We start from the raw sequence: 25,025 nt of genomic DNA, 5'->3' as shown, positions 1-25,025 counted from the left end.
TTGAATGACAAATTGTCGCCCTGGGCGTCGCGCAGCGTCGGCTGGTCCGCCGTTCGGTAGAACGGCGGAACCAATTAGTACATCTTTGCGCCGGCGGGAATGGAGGCGTCGAGCTGGATCAGGTTGAGGCGCTCCTCGCCCTCCTCCTCGTGGACAGCGCTGATCAGCATGCCGCAGCTGGGAATACCCATCATCTTGCGCGGAGGCAGGTTGGTGATGGCGAGCAAGGTCTTGCCAACCAGGTCCTCGGGCTCGTAATAAGCGTGAATACCGGAGAGGATGGTGCGGTCGGTGTCGGTGCCGTCGTCGAGCGTAAAGTTCAGCAGCTTCTTGGACTTCTTGACGGCCTCGCATGCCTTGACCTTCACAGCGCGGAAGTCGCTCTTGGAGAAGGTATCAAAGTCGACGAACTCCTCAAACAGCGGCTCAACGGCGATCTTGGAGTAATCGAGCGTGGGCTTAAGCGACTTAACGAACGGGCTCGCGGCGTTGCCGGCCTCGGCAGCCTTGGCGGCAGCGGCACCGGACTGGAAACCCTTCTCGGGCTTCATGTGCGGGAACAGCAGCACGTCGCGGATAGAAGCCTGGTTGGTGAGCAGCATGACCACGCGGTCGATACCGATGCCGATGCCGCCCGCGGGAGGCATACCGTACTCGAGGGCGCGCACGTAGTCCTCGTCGTACTCCATGGCCTCGTCGTCACCGCCGGCCTTCTCGGCCATCTGGGCGGCAAAGCGCTCGGCCTGGTCGACCGGGTCGTTGAGCTCGGAAAATGCGTTGGCGTACTCGTGGCCGGCAATAACCAGCTCAAAACGGTGGGTCAGGCGCGGGTCATCCTCAAAGCGCTTGGCAAGCGGGCTAACCTCGATGGGGTAATCGCACACGAAGGTGGGGTTGACGATGGTGTCCTCGCCCAGCTCGTCATAGATCTCGGCGATGATCTTGCCGGCGGTCCACTCGGGCTTGATCTCCAGGCCCTTCTCGCGTGCGGCGGCAGCAAGCTCCTCAACCGGCGTGTCGATGGTGACCTGCTTGCCGAGCACGTCGGAGACGATGTCGGTCATGGGACGGCTGGCCCACTCACCAGAAAGGTCGATGGTCTGGCCCTGATACTCGATGACCTCGGGGTTGCCGATGGCCTTGTTAGCTGCCTTAATGACACCCTGGGCGAGCGCCTTCATGCCCTCGAGGTCGGAGAAGGCACGGTAGGCCTCCATCGTGGTGAACTCGGGGTTGTGGGTAAGGTCCATGCCCTCGTTACGGAAGATGCGGCCGATCTCGAACACGCGCTCAAAACCACCGACGATGCAGCGCTTGAGGTGCAGCTCGGTGGCAATACGCAGGTAGCACTCCTGATCGAGCGCGTTGAAGTGAGTGATGAACGGCTTGGCAGTAGCGCCGCCCTGGATGGTCTGCAGGATGGGGGTCTCGACCTCCATGTAGCCGTCGGACTCCATAAAGCGACGGAAGGTGGAGAGAATCTGCGAACGCTTACGGAAGGTCTCGCGAACGTCGTCGTTGGCGATCAGGTCGACATAGCGCTGGCGATAGCGGGTCTCCTTATCGGAAAGACCGTGGAACTTCTCGGGCAGCGGACGAACGGCCTTGGCAAGCAGGGTCGCGCTCTTAGGGGCAACGGAAAGCTGGCCACGCTGGGTGCGCACGACCACGCCGGTCACGCCCAGGATGTCGCCCAGGTCGAGGGCCTTGAGCGTACTCCAGGCAGCCTCGTCCATGTCGTTGATGCGGCAGAACAGCTGAATCTCGGCAGTCGCATCGCGCACGACGATGAACATGATCTTGCCCTGACCGCGCTTGGCGACCACACGGCCAGCGATCTTCACGACGTCCTCGGTGTCCTCGCCATCGGCAAGCTCGGCGTACTTAGCCTCGATATCGGCGACGTAGTCCTCAAGCTCAGAGTGCTCAGGATAGGGGTTCTGGCCCGCCTCGAACAGGGCGGCGCGCTTGGCCAGACGGGTGGCGCGCTCGTCGTTGAGCGTCGATGCCTGATCGGCGGCGTTCTGGTTCTCTGCCATAAGTTAGCTCCTCAAACTAAATCGCTCCCTAGGATTCGGTCCCAGGGAGCGAAAACATACCTTTACGCGGGACCGTGGTCTAGCGTGCGATCTTGGCGATGGTGTAGACGCGAGTCTTGCCGGAAGGCGTAACGACCTCGACGGAGTCGCCCTCGCCGTGACCAATGATGGCGTGACCGACCGGAGACTCGTTGGAAATCTTGTGCTCGAGCGAGTTGGTCTCGGTGGTACCGACGAGCGTGACTTCCATGACCTCGCCGTTGGGATCAATCAGCGAAACGGTGGAACCGATGGAGACGGTCAGGTCGCCCGTGGTGGCAGCAACCTGAGCGTTGGCGAGGATGGCCTGGATCTCGGCAATACGAGCGGCGTTCTGGGCCTGCTTGTCCTTAGCGGCGTCGTACTCGGAGTTCTCCGAAAGGTCGCCGAACGCGCGGGCTTCCTTGATGTCCTCGACGATCTCCTTGGCGTAATCGCCCTCACGCCAAGCGAGCTCCTCGACGAGCTTCTGGCGGCCCTCAGCGGTCAGTACGATCTGGCTTGCGTCCATACGGATATCTCCCCAACTCTGATCAAACAATCAACTGTCAACAAAACGAAAAAGACCGGCTAGCCTGCGGGCAAGCCGGTCAGGTGCTCACCCCAAAGGGATGGGACTACTCTGCGTCCGCGTCGCTGTCCTCTGCCTGCTTCTTCTTGGCAGCAGCGAGCTTGGCCTCGAGCTCAGCGATCTCCTTGTCCTCCTCGGACTGCTCGACCACGACCTCCTCGGCCTGCTTGGTCTCGGCCTTATCGTCGCCCTCCATACCCTCGCGGATATTCTTGACGGTAGAGCCGAGGGACTTGCCGAGCTTCGGCAGGTTCTTGGGCCCGAAGATAATCAGGACAACGACGAGAATAATGATGAGCTCAGGAGCCCTCAGTCCAAACATGTAGACCTCCACAATACAGCGAGACAAGCTCGAATGAGTATACCGCGGGTATCGCGGTATCACAACACTAGCTAAAAAAAGGGACCGCAAGAAGCGGTCCCTCCTCATGCTCTGGTCGGGTTGACTGGATTTGAACCAGCGACCCCTGCGTCCCGAACGCAGTGCTCTACCAAACTGAGCCACAACCCGTTAGCTCGACTATAGTAACAAAGATTTTCGCCGCGTGCTAGAGAAATTTTTATTTCTTTGGCGCGTCGATTTGAACCGTGTTGGGAATGAGCTCAGTCGCGCAGGCCCACCAGCCATTTTGCTGGACAGCGTCGGCAAGCCTTTCGGCCGTGGCGGCGGTGTCGCAAATGGCAAACGAGCAGGCACCCGATCCGCACACATCTACAGCAACGGTGCCGTCCTGTTTACGCAGCCAATCGAGAACCGTTTGAATCTGCGGCTCCATCTGTGCGGAAATGATACCCAGGTTGTTATGGATGAGCGCATATGCCGTCTCGGCATCACCAGCACGCAAGGCAGAAGCTATCGCGCCGAGCTTGTCCGCAGGCACCGGGGCCTCGTCAAAACGTCGATAGGCTTCAATTGTCGAAACACTTGCCTCGCGCGGCTTGACCAGCACGACGGGCGTCGCGGGCAGCGCGGGGTACTCAGTTGCCAGCACGTCTCCCCCACCTACGTAGAACGCAGGGCTCACGTGCAAAAAGAACGGGACGTCGGCACCAATGCCTCGCGCAATATCGTCGAGCGCTGGGTCGGTGCGATCAATGCCCCAGAGCTCCGCCAAGGCGACAATGACCGCGGCCGCATCCGTCGAGGGGCCGCCCAAGCCGGCGCACAATGGAATGCGCTTCTCAATCGTCACGCAGATGTTTGCCTCGCGACCATAATGCTCGGCCATAGCAACCGCAGCCCGATACGCCGTATTCTTTTGCATGGGAAAATCTGATGCTGGAACCGTCTGGACGGTCAGCGCCTGCGCCGGCGTGACCGTCACGGTATCGGAAAGACCGACGGCTGCCATCAGGGAATCGACCCTGTGGTAGCCGCGGTCATCGCGCTCGGTATGAACCCCCAGGTAGAGGTTAATCTTTGCCGGCGCGGAAAGAGTCAGGGACCGATCGGTCACCGTTAATGCTCCTCGAGCTGATTGCCGAGCGGGGTAAAGATGTGCTCGCCGCTCTCGGGGTCGAACAGCTCGACCTGACCGGTGAGGACATCGATATACTGGTAGGACTGACGCGACTTGCGGCCACGGCGCTCGTCGACCTCGACGATAAAGACTGCCGGATGGACGCTCTTGATGGTGCCCATGCGCTCGACGACGCGGGTGCGGCCCATGTTGGCCTTCACCTTAACGCGATCGCCCACCATATCGGTCAGCTTCTCGTGGATGTCGTCGACGTGATTGACTTCCATCTCTTCCATGAACAGGGCCTCCAGAAGGTGCAATTCAAAAAGGGGATAATACCCCTAAGATAGACAAAACTCTAATACTATAGCACTCTGTTGTGGCCATACGCAAGTAGCTAAAAAAGCCCGGTCCCAAATTGACTACTTACAGACTATCGGTGTCCAAGACGATGGTGAATGGGCCGTCGTTGACGAGGTCGACCTTCATGTCGGCACCGAAGATGCCATGCGCTACGTGCTCGACGTCCTCGCGCACAAGCGTCAGGAAGTACTCGTAGAGCTCGTTGGCGACATCGGGGGCGCCGGCATCCGTAAACGATGGGCGGCGGCCGTGACGGCAATCGGCAAACAGCGTGAACTGCGACACCACGAGAACCTCGCCGTCGACATCGGCAAGTGCCAGGTTGGTCTTGCCGTTCTCGTCCTCGTTAATGCGCAAGCCCCGGAGCTTGCCCCACAGCTTATCGGCCTCGGCGCGCGTGTCGCCGTGGCCCACGCCCAGTAGCACCAGATAGCCGCGCCCAATTTTGCCCACGCACTCGCCGTCTACCGTCACGCCGGCGTTGAGCACGCGCTGCACCACCGCACGCACGGCCTACTCCTCGCCCGTCAGTTTGGCGGATAGGTGCTCGAGCGCATGGAATCGATGGCTGATGGCGTTCTTCTCGTCCGCCGTCAGCTCGGCCATGGTCTTGCCCGGCGTGTCGACCGGCAGGAACAGCGGGTCGTAGCCAAAGCCGTGATCGCCGCGGCCCTCGTGTGCGATAACGCCCTCGCAGGTGCCCTCACCATAGGTGACCAAACCGTCCGTGTCGATGAACGCGACGACGCTCATAAAGCGCGCGGTGCGGTCCTCGTCGGCCACGCCCTCCAGATTCACGAGCAGTTTGGCATTGTTGGCGGCATCGTCGCCGTGAACGCCCGCGTAGCGCGCGCTATACACACCGGGCTCACCGTCCAGCGCGTCGACGACCAGGCCCGAATCGTCGGCAATGGCCATAAGGCCCGTCTCCTCCACCGCAGCCTGGGCCTTGATGATGGCGTTCTCCAAAAACGTCGTGCCGTTTTCCTCGGGGTCCTCAAAATCGCCCAGCTGGCCGAGCGCCACAAAGCGAACCTCGGGCATAACCTTGCCCAAAATGGCCTCGATCTCGGTGAGCTTATGGGCGTTGCCCGTTGCCACGACGATGGTCGCCGCCGGGTCGAGGGTGTCGATGTCGATCTTCTCAAGTGCCATGAGTGGTCTCCTTGTCCGTATAGCAATGCCGTGTTGAGGACGACGAGGTCTCGGCCTCTCCTCCTCTTAATCAGCGGCAGTCTTATACTTCGGCGTTTCCGCAGATAAAACCTGCCAAAATAAACCTGTCCCTTTTTGGCAGGCTAGGCGAGAGCTTGGCGCTGGAGCTCGATGAGCTCGGCAATGCCCTTGTCGCCCAAATCGAGCAGGGAATTGAGGCGCTTGCGGTCGAAGGGCGCCTGCTCGCCAGTGCCCTGAAGCTCGATCATCTCACCGGTATCGGTGGCGACAAGGTTCATGTCGACCTCGGCGTGACTGTCCTCGGAATAATCCAGGTCGAGCAGGGTGTTGCCGTCGACAACGCCCATGGAAATCGCGGCGACCTGGCCCGTGAGCGGAATGCGCTCGAGCTTACCCGCCTCGACCCACATGGCAAGGGCATCGTGCAGCGCCACCCAGGCGCCGGTAATGCTCGCCGTACGCGTGCCGCCGTCTGCCTGAATCACGTCACAGTCGACGGTGACGGTGTACTCTCCAAGCGCCTTCATGTTGACGACGGTGCGCAGGCTACGGCCGATGAGGCGCTCAATCTCCATGGAGCGACCCTTGCGGTTGGCGTGCTCGCGCTTGCAGCGCTTGCCGGTCGATGCCGGCAGCATGGCGTACTCCGCCGTTACCCAACCGGCCTTGGCGCCCTTGCGCCAGCCCGGCACGCCCTCCTCGATGGTGGCAGCGCACAGCACGCGCGTATCGCCAAACTCGGCCAGGCACGAACCGTGGGCGTGCTTCATGACACCGCGAGTAAGCTTGATGGGGCGCAGCTCATCGGCGGCGCGGCCGTTGGCGCGATTGACCTGCATATACTCCATAGAAAAATCCTTTCGGCAAAAGGTGAAAGTGAGCCTTTGGTCGGTGACCTTTTATCTATTTCAGTTCGTCGATATCGATATGCTCAATGCTCTTGAGCGGCTGGCCAAAGATAAAACTGCCCGCCACCGCAAACTCGGCAATGTTATCGGCCGTCGTTGCAAAACGATGCTGCGGCTCGGCTGCGTCGCCCGCCAGCTGCTCGCGGCGCGTGAGAATATCGGTCAACTCACGCGTGGTCTCCTCGGCGGAGCTCACCACGCGCACTCCGGGACCCAGCGCATGGCGAATAGGCCCCACGAGCAGCGGAAAATGCGTGCAGCCGAGCACCACGGTATCGATGCCGTGGTCGCGCAGCGGTTCAACCGTGGCACCGACCAGCGCGCGTACGGCAGGCGTATCAAAGATGTCCTCGTTCTCGAGCCACTGCTCTTGCAGATGTGCGCCCGAGGCGAGCTCGTGCTCAACGACCTCGACAAAGCTCGAGGCAGGGCAGCCGTATACGTCGACGCCGGCATCCAGGTCCTGAATGGCACGCGTGTAAGCGCCTGAGCGAATGGTGAGGTTGGTGGCGAGCACGCCCACCCGGCGCGTGCGGGTGCTGTTGATTGCCGCGCGTGCGCCCGGTGCAATCACACCGATGACGGGGACGTCGAGCACCTGCTGGGCCAAACGCAAGGCCGCAGCGGTCGCCGTATTGCAGGCGATGACCATGATCTTGACGTCGTGCTTCGACAGCCAACGGCCCGCCTGCAGCGCAAACGAGCGCACCTCGTCCTCGGTGCGGGTGCCGTAGGGGCAGCGCTTGGTGTCGCCGAAGTAGTAGACGGACTCGTGCGGCAACGCCGTCGCAATCGCGCGCGCAACCGTCAGACCGCCTAGACCCGAGTCGAATACGCCAATGGGGCGTGTGTCGCCAGCCAGATTCTCAATATCGGACATGACCTCACCAGATTCTCTCTCGAAAAGATATGGCTCAGCGCGATAGGACCGCACTACGAACGAGCCGCGACGAGCAGCTCTGCCGTTGCCGCCCAGCCGTCGACAATCTTGCCGCGCGTGACGTAGGCGTTATCGCAAGCATCCAGGAACTCGGGCGCGCCGGCGCTGGTCAAACCGTTCTCGACCAGACAGAACGTGCCCACGTGGTCAGCCATGTAGAAGTCGGACTCGGAATCGCCGAGCGCCAGCGTCTCCTCGCGCTCGATACCAAGGTGCTCGCAGAAACGTGCGATAGCGACGCCCTTGTTGAGACCGGCGGGATTGATGTTAAACGCGCGGCCATCCTCGACGCGTTCGAGCTCGAGCGTCGTCGGTTTGGACAGATGGGTCAGGTGACCGTTGCAGGCCCAGACCAGGCCGCAGCCGGCCTCGTCAAGAATGGCCTGGACCTCGTCGTCGGGCACATCACCGCGCATGCCGACGGTGACCTCGCGGTACTTGTAGCCAGTCGACATGTCGTTGTGGTACTCGATCTTATGCGGCCAGCGGGCGAGAATCTTCTCGCACACGCCGGTTTGCTCGATCACCTGATGCGGCGTGAGGCCGCAGGCGGGGTCGTAGGGCATATCGCCGGTCAGGTACTCCCAATCGTTGGCCTTGAGGTCGTACATGACCAGACCACCCATCTCGCCGATGTAGGAGTTGAGGCCGAGCACGCGCGCATCCTCGTGGATCATGGTACGGTTGCGGCCCGAGGTGGGAACCACCTGGATGCCGGCGCGGGCAAGTGCCACGACAGCCTCGACGAGCTTGGTCGAGGGGTTGCCGTCGTTGTCGCGCAGCACGCACGAGCCGGGTGCGAGCATCGTGGCGTCCAGGTCGGTAAAGACGTACTTAACCTTGGCAAGACGCTCGCGCATCTCGCCCGAAAGCTCAGCGACGGTCGGCAGGGTATTGTGGGACATGGTCACTCCATTACGTAGAAGGGGCTTCTGGTCTTAGGCGTCGTACGCCGCAAGGGTGCGCTTGAGAATCGAACCGTCGCGCTCACAAGGCTCGGGTCCGTTCTTGCACAGCATACGCTCTTCCTCGCCCTTACCGGTCACGATGACCACGGCAGGACGGACGGTTTCGCGCACGGCAGTCTCGATAGCGGCAACGCGATCAGTCACGATTTGCCAGTTATCATTTCCCTGCGCTTGAACGTTGCGCGCGATCTCAGCGCAAATATCCTCGACATCCTCGGGGCCGGGGTCATCCTCGGTAATCACGATTCGGTCGGCATACTTGCCAGCGGCGATACCCATTGTGGTGCGCCGATCGACACCCTTACCGCCCGTAGCGCCAAATACAACCGCCAGCTCACGCTCGGGATAGTTCTCGCGCAAGTCACGCAGGAGCGTCTCGAGGCTCATGCCGTTATGTGCAAAATCGACGATTCCCAGGATTTTGCCCGATACGGACGGATAGAGCTCCATGCGGCCGGGAACGAAGACGCCCTCAAAGCCGTAGACGATACCCTCTTCGGAAATGCCCAGGGCCTCGGCGCAGGCAATAGCGGCAAGCGCATTGGAGACATTGAACTTAACCGGCGTGGGAATCACAATGTCGCGCGTAAAGCGGGGCGTGCGCACCGTTGCCACCACGCCGCAGTCGTCATTACGAATCGCCAGCGCAAGCACGTCGGCACGCTCGTCGGTCAGGGAGAACGTCACCGCACGTTCGCAACGAGATGCCGCCTCGAGCACACGATCGACCTTATCCATATCGAGATTGACCACGGCAAAACGGCTCTGCGAGAAGATTTTGAGCTTGCTGGCAAAGTAATCCTCGAGCGTCGGATGCTCAATCGGCGAGATGTGATCCTCGCCGATATTGGTAAAGGCGCCGACTTCAAAGGCGATCTTGCCCGTGCGCTCGTATTTGAGGCCCTGGCTCGATGCCTCCATAACCAGCCACGGGGCACCCGCCTCCGCAGCATGCGCAATGCGAGACTGCAGCAGGAAGGATTCGGGGGTTGTCAGTTTGGAAGGGCCTGCCTCGATGCCGTCGTCGAACTCAATGCCCGTATTAAGAGCGGGCCGATGACAGCCCGTAAGCTTGGCCTCGTTGGCGAGAATGCCGCGCAGATAAAAGCTGCAGGTCGACTTGCCCTTGGTGCCTGTAAAGGCGCAGACCTTCACCTTACCCGACGGGTGCCCATAAAAGGCATCTGCCACCACGGCGAGCGTGCGACGAATATCACTCACAATCACCGCGGGAAGATCAACATCGTAATCGACCTCGGAAACGTAGGCCACGGCGCCATCGGCGATTGCCGAAAGCAGGTACTCGCGCTTAAACGCACGGCCCTTGCAGACGAACAACGTGCCCGGACGCACCTGGCGCGAGTCATCAGTCGCAAACTCAATGCGCTGGTCGCACGAAGCGCTCGGTCTGGAAACAACAAGGTCATCTTCCTCGAGCAACTCTATATAGCGCATCAGAGTTAGCTTCTCTTGTGTCGGACTCGACATACAAAGACCTCTCTCGCTAAATTCAGCCTTAAAGGGCAAAAGACGTCCCGCGGCAGAAACGATGAAACATTCTGTATTATCAACCATCCTAATATGCCACCTGACCTTGCGCGCACTGCAGCCTTCTAAAAAATTGCATGGACTGTGCCGTGGATTAATAAATGACAACAGTGTTCGCCCCGCGTAAAAACAAGGAAATCTGGGTGCTATTCTTTATCCAAATGTCTTGATGTGCCTCATTGACCCGCAATGCCGACCCATCATGCCAAAGCAAAGGATTCCAGATGAAACGACACTTCGAACGTCGCCACCACTCGACACGTGTCCAGTTGACCCGGCACATCGTCTGCGCCTTCGCGACGGTCATTGTGGCCCTTGCCACCATCATCGGCGCGAGCGGCTGTTCGTCCTCCCAGAACGCCTCGAGCACCTACACACTCGTCGAGAATGGCAAGCTCACCGTCGCAAGTGACTTGGCCACGCCCCCGTTTGAATACGTCAACGATTCCGGCGAAGACCAGGGCTTTACCTATGAACTCATGGGCATGATCGCAGACGAACTCGGTCTGGAGCTCAACTACTTGCCGGCGCAAAAGTTCGACGGCATTATCCCCATGGTCAAGCAGGGTGTAAAGACCGATGTCGGCGCATGTAACATCACGATTACCGACGAGCGCAAGGAAGAGGTCGACTTCACCGATCCCTATATCGACTCCAACCAGGGCGTCGCAGTTGCAAAGAACACTGGATACGACACGGTCGATAGCCTCAACGCACCGGGCGTCAAAATTGCCGTGCAGTCGGGTACCACGTCCGAGGAGTGGGCAATCGAAAACCTGCCGCAGGCAACCACCGTCAACTTTGACGACTGGACGGCAGCCTTCACCGCCGTCATGAGTGGTCAGTGCCAGGCGGTCGTATGCGATCTGCCCGTTGAGCAGTGGATGGTTTCGAACTCCTTTACCGGTATGGAGATCATCAAAGAGGTTCCGACGGGCGAGCAGTTTGGCATTGCCGTCTCTAAAGACAACCCCGAGCTGACACAGGCCATCAACGATGCCCTCGCCAAGATCAAGAGCTCCGGCGCCTATGACAAACTGTACGAGAAGTGGTTTGGCATGGCACCCACGAGCGGGTCCGATAACGAGGATGCCTCGAGCTCAGACGACGCGACGGGCACTTCACTCGCCGTCACCTCGGCGACCGCCAAGTCAAACGAAGACGGCGGCAACGGCGTGCTCGGCGGCATCGCAACCCGCCTGACCTGGGAAGCGACAACGGGTAGCGACGAGGGCGACGTTTCGCAAATTGAGCTTGAGTTGCCCGAGGGCGGGTCATTTGAAAGCACCGATGTTAAGGTCACGCTGCTCGACGGGCTGAACCAGACGGGTGTCAAGGCATCGTGCTCGCTGGACGGCTCAAAGCTCGTCATTAAGTTCGCCGATCCCGTCGCCGCCGGCTCACAGATTCGCGTTGTCGTCCCCGACGTCGTATTCCCGAGCAACGCGGGTGCCTATGCCGTCACCGGCAGCTATGTCGCCGTCGGCGACAAGCGAGATCTTCCCGAGAGCCCCACCATCAGCGTCTCGGAGAGCACCATGGTGCAAGAAATCGTCGCCTGGCTCGATGCCCAGCCTTGGGTTGCCGCGTGGAACTCCAACCCGTTTTTGGGCATGTTCTGCAAGCCGCAGATTATCGTCACCTCAATCGTCTCGCTCTTTAAGGGCTGGGGCATAGCACTTGCCGTGACCGCTATCGGTTTTCCGCTCGCCATCCCCATCGGCTTGCTGTTTGCCTTTATGAAAATCAGTCATAGTCGTATGCTGCGCGGCATCGCCGTAACATACATCAACGTCCTGCGCGGAACCCCGCTCTTCCTGCAGATCTGCATTGCGTTCTTTGGGTTCCCTATGATCGGTCTCAACGTGCCCAATCTGCCGCTCGGCGTTGGCGTCCTAGCCATCAACTGCTCGGCCTATCTTGCCGAGATTTTCCGCGCCGGCATCGAGAGCGTACCGCATGGTCAAGCGGAAGCTGCCTACTCGCTTGGCATGACTTGGTCCCAAGTTATGTCGCGCATCGTGATCCCGCAAGCCGTACGTTACGTTATACCGACTATGACCAGCGAGTTCGTTATGCTGTACAAGGACACGTCACTGCTTTCGAGCGTTGGCGTCATGGAGCTCATGCTGTTCTCCAAAAACCTCACGGCCACCACGGGCAACATTACGCCCTACATTTGCGCCGCACTTTACTATCTGGTCGTGACGATTCCGCTCATCCACATCGTCACCAAGGTGGAGCACCGTCTCGCCGAGCGCAGCAAGCGTTAACCGCTCATACATAGCATTCGCAACCACGGCCCGACGCTTCGTCTGAAGATCGGGCGTGGTTTTTTCGGTTCGCTCGGCGCTTATGCCCTATCACGAAACAAAAGATTGGCATGATAGTAAAGATTATTTGACATCAGCTGCCACAATCCTTGCGGCAGTACACCTGAGCCGTCAGCAGAAAGGATCTTGCATGTGCGGTTTTGTCGGTTTTACCGGTACAGATGAACAGAGTGAGCTGGTTCTCACGGCTATGATGAATCGCATCATCCACCGTGGTCCCGATATGGGCGGCCAGCATATCGTCAACAACGTTGCCCTTGGCTTCCGTCGTCTTTCGATTCTTGATCTTTCCGAAGCTGGAGCTCAGCCCATGTCGAGCGACGACGGCAAGGTCACGATTGTCTTCAACGGAGAGATCTACAATTTCCAGGAGCTTCGCGCCGAGCTGGAGGCAGCCGGCTACGCCTTCCACTGCAACGCTGATACCGAGGTCCTGGTACACGGTTACGAGGAGTGGGGCGAGGACCTGGTCAACCGCCTGCGCGGCATGTACGCGTTCGTGATTCACGACCAGAACAAGAACAAACTCTTTGGCGCTCGTGACATCTTTGGTATCAAGCCGTTCTATTACTACCAGGCATCCGATGGCTCGCTGCTGTTTGGCTCCGAGATCAAGAGCTTCCTGGACCATCCCAAGTTTGAGAAGGCCGTCAACCACGACGCGCTGCGCCCCTACCTGACGCTGCAATTCCCCGCCACGGAGGAGACCTTCTTTAAGGGCGTGTTCAAGCTTGCTCCGGCGCATTGCTTTACGTATGACCTGACGACCAACACCATGGACATCAAGCGTTACTGGAGCTGTGACTTCACCGACGACAACTCCAAGACCTTCGAGGAGTACGTGGACGAGTGCGACAAGGTCGTGCACGAAAGCGTCGCTGCACACCGAATTGCCGATGTTAAGGTGGGCTCGTTTCTTTCTGGCGGCGTGGACTCCAGCTACATTGCCGCCTGTCTTATGCCCGACACCACGTATTCTGTCGGCTTTGATTACAAGAACTTCAACGAGACCAACTACGCTGCTGAGCTTTCCGACAAGCTGGGCATCAAGAACGTGCGCAAGATGATTACCGCCGACGAGTTCTTCGATGCACTGCCCGATATCCAGTATCACATGGACGAGCCGCAATCGAACCTGTCCAGCGTGCCGCTGTACTATCTGGCGCAGATGGCTTCCGAGGAGGTCACCGTCGTCCTTTCGGGCGAGGGCGCCGACGAGCTGTTTGCCGGCTACGAGTGGTACGAGGACACCCCCGAGATGCGCTCCTTTAAGAAGCGCGTGCCGCTCGGCGTACGTCGCGCCCTGGGCTCGCTCGTTCAGCATCTCCCCTACTTTAAGGGCCACAACTTCCTGACGAAATGCGCCGAGGTTCCCGAGCGCTGGTATGTGGGTCAGGCAAAGGTGTTCGATCCCTCCGAGGTCGACGAGGTGCTCAAGCCCGCTTATGACACCGGCAAGAACGCCGCCGAGATGTGCGCCGAGTACTACAAGCAGGTTCCCAACTGCTGCGAGCTTTCCAAGAAACAGTATCTGGATATGAACATGTGGCTACCGGGCGATATCCTGCTCAAGGCAGACAAGATGTGCATGGCGCATTCTCTGGAGCTTCGCGTCCCGTTCCTGGACAAGAAGGTCATGGAGTTTGCCGAGCACATTCCTGCCAACTACCGTGTTAACGAAGAAGGCTGCAAGCTCGTTCTGCGTCACGCTGCCAACCGCACGCTGCCCGACGAGTGGGCAACGCGCAAGAAGGTGGGCTTCCCCGTACCGGTCAAGTTCTGGCTGCGCGAGCAAAAGTACTACGACTACGTAAAGGAATACTTCACCGCACCGTGGGCTGCTGATTTCTTTGACACCGATGCGCTCATGAAACTGCTTGACGATCACTTTGAGGGCCGCGCGCTCAACCAGCGCAAGATCTATACCGCGCTGACGTTCCTCATCTGGTACAAGCGCTTCTTTATCGACGAGGACAAGGGCGCCGAAGTCGCCGAAGTCGCCGCGTAAGTTTCGTTATGAATTAGCGGTGAACAGCACGGGGTTTCCGCTATACTCAATCCCTGCGGGCGATTGGCGCAACGGTTAGCGCAGGTGCTTTACACGCACAAGGCTGGGGGTTCGAATCCCTCATCGCCCACCACTGAATTGGAAACGGTCCTCGAAAGAGGACCGTTTTTGTTTGGGCCCATTTCATGGGATTCGAACCCGCAAGGGTGCGGAGCTGAGGAAACGCGTAAGCGTTTTCCAGCGCAGCACGCGAGGAGCGAAGCGCGCTGTGTTAGGCCAAAACGTCCGACAAAATCTCGATCAGGCTGTCCACGTCGGCTTCCTCGCAGATAAGCGGCGGCAGGAAACGCAGCGTATGAGCTCCGGTCGCGTTAATCACGGCGCCAGCGGCCAGCGCGCGGGCAACAATATCATGTGCATCGCCCGCAGCGTCATCCAAATCGCAGCCGAGCATTAAGCCGCGACCGCGTACCTCAACCACGTGCGGAAGCTTGGCCAGCGCCTGCTCCATATAAGCACCCACCTTGGCGGCATGCTCAGCGTAATCGCCGCGCACAAGCGCGGAGAGCGTCGCGGCGCACGCCGCGACGGCCAAGCAGCTACCGCCAAAGGTCGAGCCGTGGTCGCCCGGCTTAAACACATCGGCGATCTCCTTCTTTGCCACCACGGCACCCATGGGCACGCCATCGGCAATCCCCTTGGCAAGGCTCATAATGTCGGGCTCCACGCCATAGGTCTGGAATGCAAACGGCTTGCCGGAGCGGAAGATGCCACACTGGACCTCGTCGGCGATAAGAACGGCGCCCACCTCGTGCGCCAAGTCGCGCGCCGCCGCCATAAACTCCTCAGTCATGGGGTGCACACCGCTCTCGCCCTGAATCGGCTCGAGCATGACGGCGCAGACCTCGCTTCCCAGCTGCTTAAAGATCGAGCGCAGTTCGTCGACATCGTTGGGCGTGCAGGCCACAAAGCCACCCGGCAGCGGACGGAAGCTGTCCTGTAGCCAATCCTGCATGGTGGCGGCAATGGTCTCGAGCGTACGACCGTGGAAGCCGCCGCGCATGCATACGATGGTGTTGCCGCCGTTACCGGCACGCTTGGCGTACAGGCGCGCGAGCTTCATCGAGCCCTCGTTGGCTTCGGCGCCGGAGTTGGCAAAGAACGTCTCCCACACCTGCTCGTCCGCAGCCGGGGCACCGAGCGCAGCGGCCGTGGTCTCATCGCCGGCGGCAATGGCATCGGCCAGAACGCACGCACCATCTACGTCGTCGTTGGCAAGCTTGGACAGCAGCGCCGCGACCTGTCCACGCTGCTCGATGTAGAAGTAGTTAGACACGTGCAGAAGCTTTTTGGTCTGAGCCTCGAGCGCCGAAAGCACTGCAGGATTACCGTGGCCTAGGCTACACACGCCAATACCAGCGAGAAAGTCGAGATACTCACGACCATCGTCACCGATGAGCTTCATGCCGTGGCCTTCGACAAACTCTACCGGAGAACGACCAAAAGTATGCATAACGTAATGGGATTCGAGCGATTGTTGAGTTGCAAGTGACATGGGATGCCTTTCGTTGGGCGCCGTACGGCGCAGGGCTATGGGTGCAGGGACGCGACGACCGCGGGTCAGCTAGACCGTCTGGAGCTTCTCGACCTCGTCGAGGTTCTCGGTCAGGCGCGCCGCAAACGTCGAAAGCGGGTGCGGATGCGTATCGAACTCGTAGGCCGTCTCGGTGGAGTGGATCACAGTACCGACGCCGGCATCGGTCAGCAGCTCCAAGAGCAGCGAATGCGGCGTGGTGCCGTTGATGATGTGTGCGCGGAACACACCGGCGGTAAGCGCATCGACGGCGGCGCGCAGCTTGGGGATCATGCCCTTGTCGACCTCGCCGCCGTAGAGCATCTCATTGACCTCGTCGAGCGTCAGGTTGGAGATAAGCGAATCCTTGTCGCTAAAGTCCTTGTACAGACCGTCGACATCGGTCAAAAAAATCGCCTTATGCGCATGAAGCGCCGCCGCAACGGCACCGGCGGCGGTATCGGCGTTGATGTTGAAGAAGCCACCGTCCTCCCCCGCCGCGACCGTGGCGATAACGGGAATGTACTCACTGTCGAGCAAACGCTCGATATAGTCGGTGTTGACGTGCGTGACCTTGCCTACGCGTCCGAGCTCTGGATCGAGTGGCTCGGCGATAAGGGTACCGGCGTCGCTGCCGGACACGCCCACGGCCAGGTTGCCGTGGTGGTTGAGCGCCGCGACCAGCTCCTGGTTGACTTTGCCGCCCAGCACCTCGCGCACGATATCCATGGTGGCAGGCGTAGTCACGCGCTGGCCGTTCTTAAACTCGACGGGGATGTCGTAGTGGCTGAGAGCCTCGTTGATGGCCTTGCCGCCACCGTGCACGATAACAGGGCGCATGCCAATAATCTTGAGCAGGACGATGTCGCTCATCACGTCACGACGCAGTTGCTCGTCGACCATGGCGGCACCGCCGTACTTGATAACGACCGTCTTACCGGTCAGGTTCTTAATCCACGGCAGCGCCTCGAACAGCAACTGCGCGGTAACTTCGTTGGATTCGCTCGAGCGACAATCGCGTGCGAACTTCATAGTCTGCCTCGTCTTTCGTGTAGCTATCGCGCCGTACCTCGTTGCCCGCTATTGCAGCGGGGCGCGCGGCACATCGGGAGTCTAGGAACGGTAGTCGCCGTTAATGGAGATGTACTCGTGCGTGAGGTCGCAAGTCCACACGGTGGTCGCCGCGTCCCCGGCGCCCAGGTCTGCCGAGATCACAATCTCGGGCGCCTCAAAACGTCGCAGGGCTTCGTCCTCATCGAAGGGGACCGTCAGGCCATCGCGACAGACGGGCATACCCATCATGTCGATGGACACATCTTCTTGGTTAAACTGCACGCCGCACTTGCCGAGCGCCATGGCAACGCGGCCCCAGTTGCAGTCGTGGCCGGCGATGCAGGTCTTGACGAGCGGCGAGTTGGCGACAGCACGGGCGGCGATATCGGCCTCCTCGTCGTTTACGGCGCCGGTTACGTTAACCGTCACGAGCTTGGATGCGCCCTCGCCATCTGCGGCGATGTTGCGCGCCAGGCTCTCGCACACTTCATGCACGGCAAAGGCCAGCTCGTCGAAGGCGTCAGAGCCCTCGACAATAGGCTCGGCATCTGCGGCAGCGCCGGAAGCAAGCATGATGCAGGTGTCGTTGGTCGAGGTGTCGGAGTCGACCGTTACCTTGTTGAAGGTCTGCTTGACGGTGGAGAGTAACAGGGCGTGAAGCGCCGCCGGCTCGACGGGGGCATCGGTAGTGATGACTGCGATCATGGTGGCCATGTTGGGCATGATCATGCCCGAGCCCTTGCACATACCGCCCACCGTATAGGCATTACCTGCGTGCCCCGCGGCCTCGCTGCGGTAACACACAGCATACTCCTTGGAGTGCGTGTCGGTTGTCATGATGGCGCGAGCGGCATCGGCGCCACCGTGGGCAGAGAGCGCCTCGTAGGCAGCAGGAATGGCAGTCTCAAACGTGTCGATCGGCAGAATCTGGCCAATCACACCCGTGGAGGCAACCAGAATCTGCTGGGGCTCGCAGCCGATGACCTGCGATGCGATGCTGCACGTCTCGCGCGCGCATGCAAGGCCGGTCTCACCCGTGGCGGCGTTGGCATTGCCAGAGTTGACCGAAACGCCGGCGATGATTCCGTAGCCCTTGTCGGCACCACCCAGGTTGGCACGGCTCACCTGCACGGGCGCCGCGCAAAAGCGATTGGTGGTAAACACGCCGGCACCGGGACAGGGTTTATCGGGCACGACGAGCGCATAGTCCAAGCGCTCGGGATTCTTCCGGAATCCCGCATGGATGCCTGCGGCCTTAAAGCCGGCCGCTGCCGTAACGCCACCCTCGACGGCGCGAATCTTGATATCAAACAGCTCGGTATTCATCGTCTTTATGACTCCTTATGTCAAACAAAAAACGGACATCGGTTGGTGCGCCATGCCAGTCGTGATCATGAGACCAGCTTAAGAGTGGCGCCCCACTCGATGCCCGACTACCAAATCGTTAACAATCGAATGTGCTACACCGGGCACGCCACTGTGGGCAAGCCTCGTCGCTCGTCAAAACCAAAGACGATGTTGGCGCACTGGACCGCCTGGCCTGCTGCACCCTTGCACAGATTGTCGATGGCGCCCGTCGCCACCAGAACGCCCGCGCGCTTGTTGAGCGCGAGGCCAATCTGGGCGGCGTTGGTTCCGACGACCGAAGCCGTCTTGGGCTGCTGGCCGGCGTCGAGCACGCGCACAAAGGTGCGTCCAGCGTAGAACTGCTTGTAATAGTCGACGACATCCTCAAGAGCCAGGGAGTCGATGGCCTGCGGCGTGAGCGGCAGCGTCACCGTGGAGAGCAGGCCGCGCTTGAGCGGTGCCAGATGCGGGGTGAAGACGACGCGATCGGTCAGGCCAAGGATTTGCTCAATCTCGGGCGTGTGGCGATGCTTGCCCACGCCGTAGGCCTCCAAGTTCTCGTCGGCGCTGCAAAAATGCGTGCGAGCGTTGCAGGACTTGCCGGCACCCGTCACACCGCTGATGGCATCAACGATCACGGGGCCGCTCTGGGCAACCCAGCCAGCGCGCACGGCGGGCGCGGCGGCAAGGCTCGTTGCGGTGGGATAGCAACCGGCGCAGGCGACCAGCACGGACTTGCCAGCGGCATGGCTGGAAGCAGCGGTCTCTAAGTCCTGGCAGAACAGCTCGGGGAGGCCGAAAGCACGCGTCTTGAGCAGCTCGGGGCTCGTATGCGCGGCGGCATACCACGCCTCGAACACGGCCGGATCGCTCAGACGGTAGTCGGCAGACAAATCGAAGCAGGAAACGCCTGCGGCAAGGAGCGCGGGCACCTGTGCCATGGCAGCCGTGTGCGGCACGGCAAGAAAAACCGCATCGCAGCTCTTGAGCTCGGGGGCGTCGTGCGTGGTAAAAACCAGATCGCTCACGCCGGCAAAGCTCGGATAGACCGAAGACAGCGGCCGGCCGACATCGGCGTTGGACGTAATGGCAACAAGTTCAAACTCGGGATGACCGAGCACGAGGCGAATGAGCTCGGCGCCGGCATATCCAGCCGCACCGACGATTCCAACCTTTAAAGACATATCAGACTCCTTGCCCGCACAGTTATGCACCAATACGTATCTCGCAGCCGTCGTTATGAAGTGGGTTGAAACTTTATCACCAAAAGATGCATATATACGCAAATCTTTTACATATTCATGCATTGAAACAGTCCCGACACATTCACTCGAAGGAATTGACAAATGAATACGGGCCCCATATTGCTCAGCGCACCTTACGGTGACGTTGCAATGTGGGGCCCGCTACATGCGAGAATTTGAATTGTCGAAGCTTGCTGAGAGACTCGTTTAGAGCTCGACCGGCACCCATTCGTCATGGTTGCAGATAAAGGCCTCGGGTTCCTCCACGCTAAAGAAGACGAGCGTGGGATCGCCTGCGCCCTCGTAGTGCTCGCCTAGGCGCTCCAGGTGCTTCCAGCCTGCCTCGCGCATATCGGGAGCGGCCTGGTCATCAAGACCCGCACGCCCGCGCAAGATGAGCCAGCCATGGCCCGGCCACCAACTCGTGGCCTCAAAGCGTTGATTTTGCAGCAACTCTTGCCACACGTCTTTGGTGCGCGCCGTTACAAACCACAGCTTGCCGTCCTGGATCTGCGCAAACGAAAACGGACGCACATGCGGCTGTCCGTCAACGCTCGTCGCCAAATACCACGCCGGCACCGACGTCAGATACTCCAAAACCGTATTCAATCCGTCCACGTTTCCTCCTGTCACCTGACCAGTCTTTTTGGAATGGGAAGTCAATTTGGGAAATTAGAGCTCCAGACGCTCCTCGCTGCCGTCGATATCACAGAAGCGGACGGCGATATTGCGCACCGAGAAAAACGCAAGGCGGCCGTCGTTGGCGCTCTCGTGATTCTCGCCGATGCCCACCATGTGCTTAAAGCCGGCTTGGCGCACCCGGTCGCTCACGACCGCGTCGTCCTCGAGCGCGGCCTCGCCGGTCAGCACAATCCAACACTCCCCCGGTTTCCAACCCGAAACCTCAAACTTGGGGTTCGCGCTGAGCTCGGCCCACACGTCCTTATCGCGCGAGGTGCAAAACCACAGCTTGCCATCATCGACCATGGCAAACGAGAACGGCCTCACGCGCGGCTGATGTCCGTCCGTCACGTCGATCGTGGCGAGATACCACGCCGGAATACGCCTAAGATACGAACAGGCGCGCTCGAGCTGCGCCGTGCGATCGTTGTCGGTCATAGGGACCCCTTTCCTGCGCTCGAATCGCGCCTAAACAAGTTGAAGATTGATGACAATGACGCAGATGAGCAGCAACGCCGTCACCACCGCCGCCAACGCGTCGCCGCGGCCAAATGCAAGCGCATGCAGACGTGTGCGGCCCTGCTCGCCATGATAGCAACGGGCATCCATGGCGGCAGACAGCGTTTCGGCATGACGGAACACGCCCGTGAACAGCGGAATCGCCACACTGCCGAGCATACGCACGCCGCCGAGCGGGCCTCCCGTCACGCGCGCACCGCGGCTCGCCTGCGCATCGGCCGTCTGCTTCATCTCGGTGGCAAACTGCGGCATAAAGCGCAGCGCGATACCCATGATCATGCCGAGCTCGTGCGCAGGAAGTCCCACACGCGCAAACGGCGCGAGCAGGCGCTCAAAGCCCGCGGTGAGGTCGAGCGTCGGTGTGGTGAGCGTGATAGCGCTCATACCGGCCATCATCAAGGTCAGGCGGCACGCCATAAAGGCGGCGGAATGCAGCGAGCCCTCGCTTATCTGCAAAAAGCCGAGCTGCCACAGAATGCGCCCGCTCTGGTCGGAAAACAGGTTGAGCACCGCGACCACCGCGACAATCGCCAGCAGCGGCGCCATCGATGACAGGACGAGACGAGCCGGCACCCGGGACACGGTATAGATCAGGACAACGAAGATTGCGACCGGGACCAGTCCGCGGAAGCTGCTGACCGTGAGCGTCGTGATCAGAAACACAAAGCCCAAGAGCAACTTGGTTCGCGGGTCCAGGCGGTGGATTGCACTATCGCCGGGATAGTAGCTGCCAAACGAAAACGCCTCCATTAGCAGCCCTCCTCTCGCGCGACCGTTTCGGATTTGGCTTTGTCCGAGACGTCAGAAGAACCGTCCGAGCGACCGATAAGCAGGTCCACCAACTCGTCTGCCAGCGACTCAACCGTATAGAGGCCGTCAAAGCGCAGCGGCACGTCTGCCTTCGCAAGCGCCAGCGCCATGCGCTGGGCAGCGGGAACACCCAAGCCAATCGACTTGAGCTCATCCGCATGCGCAAAAACCTGAGCGGGCGTACCCTCGGCAAACACCGTGCCCTCGTTCATCACGACAATACGGTCGCAGCAATTGGCAAGGTCATCCATACTGTGCGAGACCATGACGACGGTCAGGCCCCCATGGTGAAGTCGATCGATGAGCTCCAGGAAATCACTGCGCGCCGCCGGATCGAGCCCCGCCATGGGCTCATCGAGCACCAGGACCTCGGGCTCCATGGCGAGCACGCCGGCAAACGCCACGCGCCGCTGCTGCCCGCCCGAAAGCTCAAAGGGGCTCTTGTCGCCCACCGTGGCCAGATCGAGGCCCACGCGCGCGAGCGACGACTCAACGCGGCGGGCAACCTCGGCCTGCGACAAGCCAAGGTTATGCGGACCAAACGCCACGTCCTGTGCCACGGTCTCGGCAAACAGCTGACGCTCTGGATACTGAAACACCACGCCGACCTTTGCCTTAACCGCGGCGGCATCTTTCTTATTTACCAGGTCGAGCCCCAACGCGTAAACGGAACCCTCCTGGGGACGAATCAGACCGTTGAGATGCTGAACCAGCGTCGACTTACCCGAACCGGTATGGCCCGCAAGGCCCAGGAACTCGCCACGACGCACCGTCAGCGATACATCACGCAGTGCCCACGGACTGCTGGGGTCGTTGCCCCAGAGAGCCTGTTTGTTCGATGCGCCCTCGACGGCTGAGCGCTTGTGCCAACGGCGACGCTCGCGGGCGCTCAGCGAGTAGCTATACGAAAGGTGCGAAACCTCGATGACGGGCTCCAGCGCGTCTGCGCCATCGATTGCAGAGGAGACGTTGTCGGGAATACGAGGATCGGATGCGAAAGGCCGCCCGGCGATGCCTGTCCTACTCCGCTCGGCATAAGCCTGCGCTATATCGGCGACCATATCCGCCTCGCGCACCTTCGCGCAAATGGGCATACCCTTCTCACGAAGTGCCATGCCCAAACGGCACGACTCCGGCATATCCAAGTTGAGCTGTGCAAGTTCGTCCGCCTGCGTCAAGATTTCATCGGGAGTACCGAGCATGGCAACGCGGCCCGCTTGGAAGACAGCAACGCGATCGGCCTCAGCGGCCTCTTCCATAAAGTGCGTAATCATCACGATGGTCATGCCGCGTTCGTGCAGCGCGTGACAGGCCTTCATAAGGCCCTTGCGCCCGCGCGGATCGAGCATCGAGGACGCCTCGTCCAAAATGAGCACGCGCGGCTCCATAGCGAGCACGCCGGCAAGCGCCACGCGCTGCTTTTGTCCACCCGAGAGCGCGTGGGTCTCGTGGCGCTCAAAGCCCGCCAGGCCCACGGCCTTCAGCGCCTCGCGCACGCGCTGCGCGATCAGGGGCGATTCGACCCCTAAGTTTTCGGGACCAAACGCAACGTCATCTTCGACAAGCGTCGCCACAAGCTGGTCGTCGGGATTCTGGAATACCATGCCCGCGGTCGAACGAATGTCGTAGACCAGCTCGGGATCGGACGCGTCCAAGCCGTTGACGCACACCGTTCCCGCATCGGGCTGCAGCAGCGCGTTCAAATGCTTGGCAAACGTCGACTTGCCCGACCCGTTGCCGCCGAGGATGCAGAAAAACTCCCCCTCCTCGATGTTCAGATCGATGCCATCGAGCGCCAGTGCAGCACCGTCATAGCAAAAGGAAACGCCCCGACACTCAATCATGCGCGGCCTTTGACCTGGTCCTTTTTAGGCGTGATGAGGTTGGAGACCGCCTTATACACCGCAAGCGTCAATACCGAGTTAAGCACGGTCTTGATAAGGTTGAACGGCAGCACGGCGGGAATCATGAGCGGGGCGATCACATCGACCGAGCCATACCAGAACCATACGCCAATAGTAAGGTTTGCGACCATAGACAGCACCGTGGCGGCAAAGACGCCGAGCACCAGGCCAATCATGGCACCCTTATAGGTATGCATCTTCTGGTAGACGATAGCCGCGGGCAGAATATAGCCCATCGTGGCAACCAAGTTCATAAGCGCGCCGACCCAGTCGCCCGTGGTAAGCGCATGGATAACGATCGCCATAGCGGCAACAGCGGTACCGGCACCGGGGCCATATGCAAACCCACACACCATCGCCGGCACCAGCGACGGGTCGTAGGTCAAAAACGGCGCCGAAGGAAGGATGGGCAGCTGCACGTACATAAACAGGGCACCCAAGGCGCACATCAGCGCCATGGTAACGAGCTGTTTGGTGCTCCACCTATTCGTGTTCTCAAAATGGATATGCTGCGACTGTTCAGACATAAGATCACCTGCCTCTTTCATCCGGACTCTAACCGTTGGTACTGGGATCTCACCAGTTCAGCCGGCATGCGAACCAACGCACACACGGGTCGCGGACTCATCAGCTCGGACGCAGATATCTCGCCCGCGCCACGGCGTCCCTTTGACACCGCCCGATTTACCGCCAGTGGGGAATTTCACCCCGCCCTGAAACAGCAATTGCAAGTGTAGCACCAGCAGGCTTTCGCGCAAGTATGCCAAAGGTAATTTATGGCTGGGACCAGTTGCCGCAACAACCACGTTCCCCACCCATTCCAAAGTAGCGCGCCTTTCGCGCAAAGCGCGAAACAGCGAAGGGGACACGTATCCCTATCAACCACGTCCTTCTCCGCCCGCCGACCTCAAGGCCGTAAACGCAGGGAATCCGGGGGCGTGACGGGGCTTCTCTCCGGAACATTTCCGCACTGATATCTTCTGTATTGAAGACGTCGATGATGCACCCGTATACCATTGACGTCGACACCATCAGATGCGGACCGCGCGGTGACCCCACATTCCGCTGGCGCCCATGGGGCTGCCCTCGTTTCCTGACATGTCCCGCGCGGGCCGCGGCGAGCCGAGACCGCCGCATGACCTAATAGGAGCATGGAGCGATACCGCGGACCCGAACAGCCGCATTCTATCGCGCCCCGTCAGTGTGCCGTCTGCCCGGTCCAGGCGAGCACGGAAAGAACGGAGCGAGACATGCAAAACGAATCGACACCCGACGCCCGCGGGCCGGTCTTCTGCGGGGTCGACACCCACGCCGACTCGCACTGGCTGTACGTCCTGGACTGGAGGGGCCGCAAGGTCCTGTCCCGCCAGTTCCCCGCCGACGCGGCGGGCTACGCGGCGCTCGCCGGGGCGATCGCGGCGGCCGGGGAGCCGGCCTGCATCGCGATGGAGGGGACGTCGTCCTACGGGGCGGGCCTCACCAGGTGTTAGCGCTACTGTAAAAACAACCAATTTCGCCATCGCACTTTAGCCGATTCCGCC

The 25,025-nt window shown here is 60.3% G+C and carries 23 protein-coding genes, 2 tRNA genes and 1 riboswitch; of the genes, 4 read left to right on the top strand and 21 right to left on the bottom strand.

The window, feature by feature from the left end:
• Positions 1-74: 74 nt before the first annotated feature.
• The 12 genes from lysS to FGQ61_RS04625 form a co-directional block, all read right to left on the bottom strand.
• Positions 75-2,039, bottom strand: coding sequence for a lysine--tRNA ligase (gene lysS, locus FGQ61_RS04680; RefSeq protein WP_138374742.1), 1,965 nt, complete (start codon positions 2,037-2,039; stop codon positions 75-77).
• A 79-nt stretch (positions 2,040-2,118) separates the two neighbouring features.
• On the bottom strand, positions 2,119-2,589 hold the full coding sequence (greA, locus tag FGQ61_RS04675; RefSeq protein WP_006234960.1) for a transcription elongation factor GreA: 471 nt from the start codon (positions 2,587-2,589) through the stop codon (positions 2,119-2,121).
• A gap of 106 nt (positions 2,590-2,695) precedes the next feature.
• On the bottom strand, positions 2,696-2,971 hold the full coding sequence (gene tatA / locus FGQ61_RS04670) for a twin-arginine translocase TatA/TatE family subunit (RefSeq protein WP_022094895.1): 276 nt from the start codon (positions 2,969-2,971) through the stop codon (positions 2,696-2,698).
• Positions 2,972-3,083: 112 nt separating this feature from the next.
• Positions 3,084-3,160: transfer RNA gene (locus FGQ61_RS04665), tRNA-Pro, on the bottom strand.
• Positions 3,161-3,209: 49 nt separating this feature from the next.
• Positions 3,210-4,106 (bottom strand): 4-(cytidine 5'-diphospho)-2-C-methyl-D-erythritol kinase, encoded by an 897-nt coding sequence (gene ispE / locus FGQ61_RS04660; protein ID WP_138374741.1) that lies wholly within the window; start codon positions 4,104-4,106, stop codon positions 3,210-3,212.
• A 2-nt stretch (positions 4,107-4,108) separates the two neighbouring features.
• Positions 4,109-4,405 carry a Veg family protein gene (locus tag FGQ61_RS04655; protein WP_006234957.1) on the bottom strand — a complete coding sequence of 99 codons (297 nt, stop codon included), beginning with the start codon at positions 4,403-4,405 and terminating at the stop codon, positions 4,109-4,111.
• A gap of 130 nt (positions 4,406-4,535) precedes the next feature.
• On the bottom strand, positions 4,536-4,982 hold the full coding sequence (dtd, locus tag FGQ61_RS04650) for a D-aminoacyl-tRNA deacylase (protein ID WP_138374740.1): 447 nt from the start codon (positions 4,980-4,982) through the stop codon (positions 4,536-4,538).
• Between the two features lie 3 nt (positions 4,983-4,985).
• Positions 4,986-5,627, bottom strand: a complete 642-nt coding sequence (gene rdgB, locus FGQ61_RS04645) for an RdgB/HAM1 family non-canonical purine NTP pyrophosphatase (protein WP_138374739.1) — start codon at positions 5,625-5,627, stop codon at positions 4,986-4,988.
• A gap of 143 nt (positions 5,628-5,770) precedes the next feature.
• Positions 5,771-6,496: a ribonuclease PH gene (gene rph / locus FGQ61_RS04640; protein ID WP_138374738.1), complete on the bottom strand. Its 726-nt coding sequence runs from the start codon at positions 6,494-6,496 to the stop codon at positions 5,771-5,773.
• Positions 6,497-6,551: 55 nt separating this feature from the next.
• Positions 6,552-7,436 carry a glutamate racemase gene (murI, locus tag FGQ61_RS04635; protein WP_117778584.1) on the bottom strand — a complete coding sequence of 295 codons (885 nt, stop codon included), beginning with the start codon at positions 7,434-7,436 and terminating at the stop codon, positions 6,552-6,554.
• Between the two features lie 53 nt (positions 7,437-7,489).
• On the bottom strand, positions 7,490-8,401 hold the full coding sequence (locus tag FGQ61_RS04630) for an HAD family hydrolase (RefSeq protein ID WP_138374737.1): 912 nt from the start codon (positions 8,399-8,401) through the stop codon (positions 7,490-7,492).
• A 33-nt stretch (positions 8,402-8,434) separates the two neighbouring features.
• The gene (locus FGQ61_RS04625) at positions 8,435-9,919 is read right to left on the bottom strand and encodes a Mur ligase family protein (protein ID WP_229025912.1); all 1,485 of its coding nucleotides are present in this window, start codon (positions 9,917-9,919) and stop codon (positions 8,435-8,437) included.
• Between the two features lie 317 nt (positions 9,920-10,236).
• On the opposite strand from FGQ61_RS04625, the gene FGQ61_RS04620 reads away from it, so the two are divergent.
• The 3 genes from FGQ61_RS04620 (at position 10,237) to FGQ61_RS04610 (ending at position 14,486) form a co-directional block, all read left to right on the top strand.
• On the top strand, positions 10,237-12,285 hold the full coding sequence (locus FGQ61_RS04620; RefSeq protein WP_138374735.1) for an ABC transporter permease subunit: 2,049 nt from the start codon (positions 10,237-10,239) through the stop codon (positions 12,283-12,285).
• A gap of 190 nt (positions 12,286-12,475) precedes the next feature.
• Positions 12,476-14,353, top strand: a complete 1,878-nt coding sequence (asnB, locus tag FGQ61_RS04615) for an asparagine synthase (glutamine-hydrolyzing) (RefSeq protein ID WP_138374734.1) — start codon at positions 12,476-12,478, stop codon at positions 14,351-14,353.
• 57 nt (positions 14,354-14,410) lie between these two features.
• Positions 14,411-14,486 (top strand) — tRNA-Val (locus tag FGQ61_RS04610).
• A 138-nt stretch (positions 14,487-14,624) separates the two neighbouring features.
• Here the strand turns inward: FGQ61_RS04610 and FGQ61_RS04605 are convergent.
• The 9 genes from FGQ61_RS04605 to FGQ61_RS04565 all read right to left on the bottom strand — a co-directional run bounded on the left by FGQ61_RS04605 (position 14,625) and on the right by FGQ61_RS04565 (position 24,011).
• Positions 14,625-15,908, bottom strand: coding sequence for an aspartate aminotransferase family protein (locus FGQ61_RS04605; RefSeq protein ID WP_138374733.1), 1,284 nt, complete (start codon positions 15,906-15,908; stop codon positions 14,625-14,627).
• A gap of 69 nt (positions 15,909-15,977) precedes the next feature.
• A complete protein-coding gene (gene argB, locus FGQ61_RS04600; protein WP_117765156.1) occupies positions 15,978-16,958 on the bottom strand; it encodes an acetylglutamate kinase in 981 nt (326 codons plus the stop codon).
• An 81-nt stretch (positions 16,959-17,039) separates the two neighbouring features.
• Positions 17,040-18,305 carry a bifunctional glutamate N-acetyltransferase/amino-acid acetyltransferase ArgJ gene (gene argJ, locus FGQ61_RS04595; RefSeq protein WP_171021512.1) on the bottom strand — a complete coding sequence of 422 codons (1,266 nt, stop codon included), beginning with the start codon at positions 18,303-18,305 and terminating at the stop codon, positions 17,040-17,042.
• 134 nt (positions 18,306-18,439) lie between these two features.
• Positions 18,440-19,510 carry an N-acetyl-gamma-glutamyl-phosphate reductase gene (argC, locus tag FGQ61_RS04590; protein ID WP_138374731.1) on the bottom strand — a complete coding sequence of 357 codons (1,071 nt, stop codon included), beginning with the start codon at positions 19,508-19,510 and terminating at the stop codon, positions 18,440-18,442.
• Between the two features lie 267 nt (positions 19,511-19,777).
• Positions 19,778-20,188 carry a pyridoxamine 5'-phosphate oxidase family protein gene (locus FGQ61_RS04585; RefSeq protein ID WP_138374730.1) on the bottom strand — a complete coding sequence of 137 codons (411 nt, stop codon included), beginning with the start codon at positions 20,186-20,188 and terminating at the stop codon, positions 19,778-19,780.
• 54 nt (positions 20,189-20,242) lie between these two features.
• Entirely contained in the window at positions 20,243-20,689 is a 447-nt protein-coding gene (locus tag FGQ61_RS04580; protein ID WP_138374729.1) for a pyridoxamine 5'-phosphate oxidase family protein, read from the bottom strand.
• A gap of 30 nt (positions 20,690-20,719) precedes the next feature.
• Positions 20,720-21,520, bottom strand: a complete 801-nt coding sequence (locus tag FGQ61_RS04575) for an energy-coupling factor transporter transmembrane component T family protein (RefSeq protein ID WP_138374728.1) — start codon at positions 21,518-21,520, stop codon at positions 20,720-20,722.
• Positions 21,520-23,424, bottom strand: coding sequence for an energy-coupling factor transporter ATPase (locus tag FGQ61_RS04570; RefSeq protein ID WP_138374727.1), 1,905 nt, complete (start codon positions 23,422-23,424; stop codon positions 21,520-21,522). Before FGQ61_RS04570 ends, FGQ61_RS04575 begins: the two co-directional genes overlap by 1 nt.
• Positions 23,421-24,011, bottom strand: a complete 591-nt coding sequence (locus FGQ61_RS04565) for an ECF transporter S component (RefSeq protein ID WP_138374726.1) — start codon at positions 24,009-24,011, stop codon at positions 23,421-23,423. The genes FGQ61_RS04570 and FGQ61_RS04565 overlap by 4 nt, the downstream gene beginning before the upstream one ends.
• A 5-nt stretch (positions 24,012-24,016) precedes the next feature.
• Positions 24,017-24,209, bottom strand: a riboswitch (FMN riboswitch).
• A gap of 525 nt (positions 24,210-24,734) precedes the next feature.
• Between FGQ61_RS04565 and FGQ61_RS04560 the strand changes: the two genes are divergently transcribed.
• A complete protein-coding gene (locus FGQ61_RS04560) occupies positions 24,735-24,974 on the top strand; it encodes an IS110 family transposase (protein ID WP_171021510.1) in 240 nt (79 codons plus the stop codon).
• The last annotated feature ends 51 nt before the right edge of the window (positions 24,975-25,025 follow it).

Origin of the sequence: Collinsella aerofaciens (genome assembly GCF_005844325.1) — a bacterium.
Classification (GTDB): domain Bacteria; phylum Actinomycetota; class Coriobacteriia; order Coriobacteriales; family Coriobacteriaceae; genus Collinsella; species Collinsella aerofaciens_G.
Note: the sequence above shows the minus strand (reverse complement) of the source record. Positions and strands in the feature narration are given on the sequence as shown.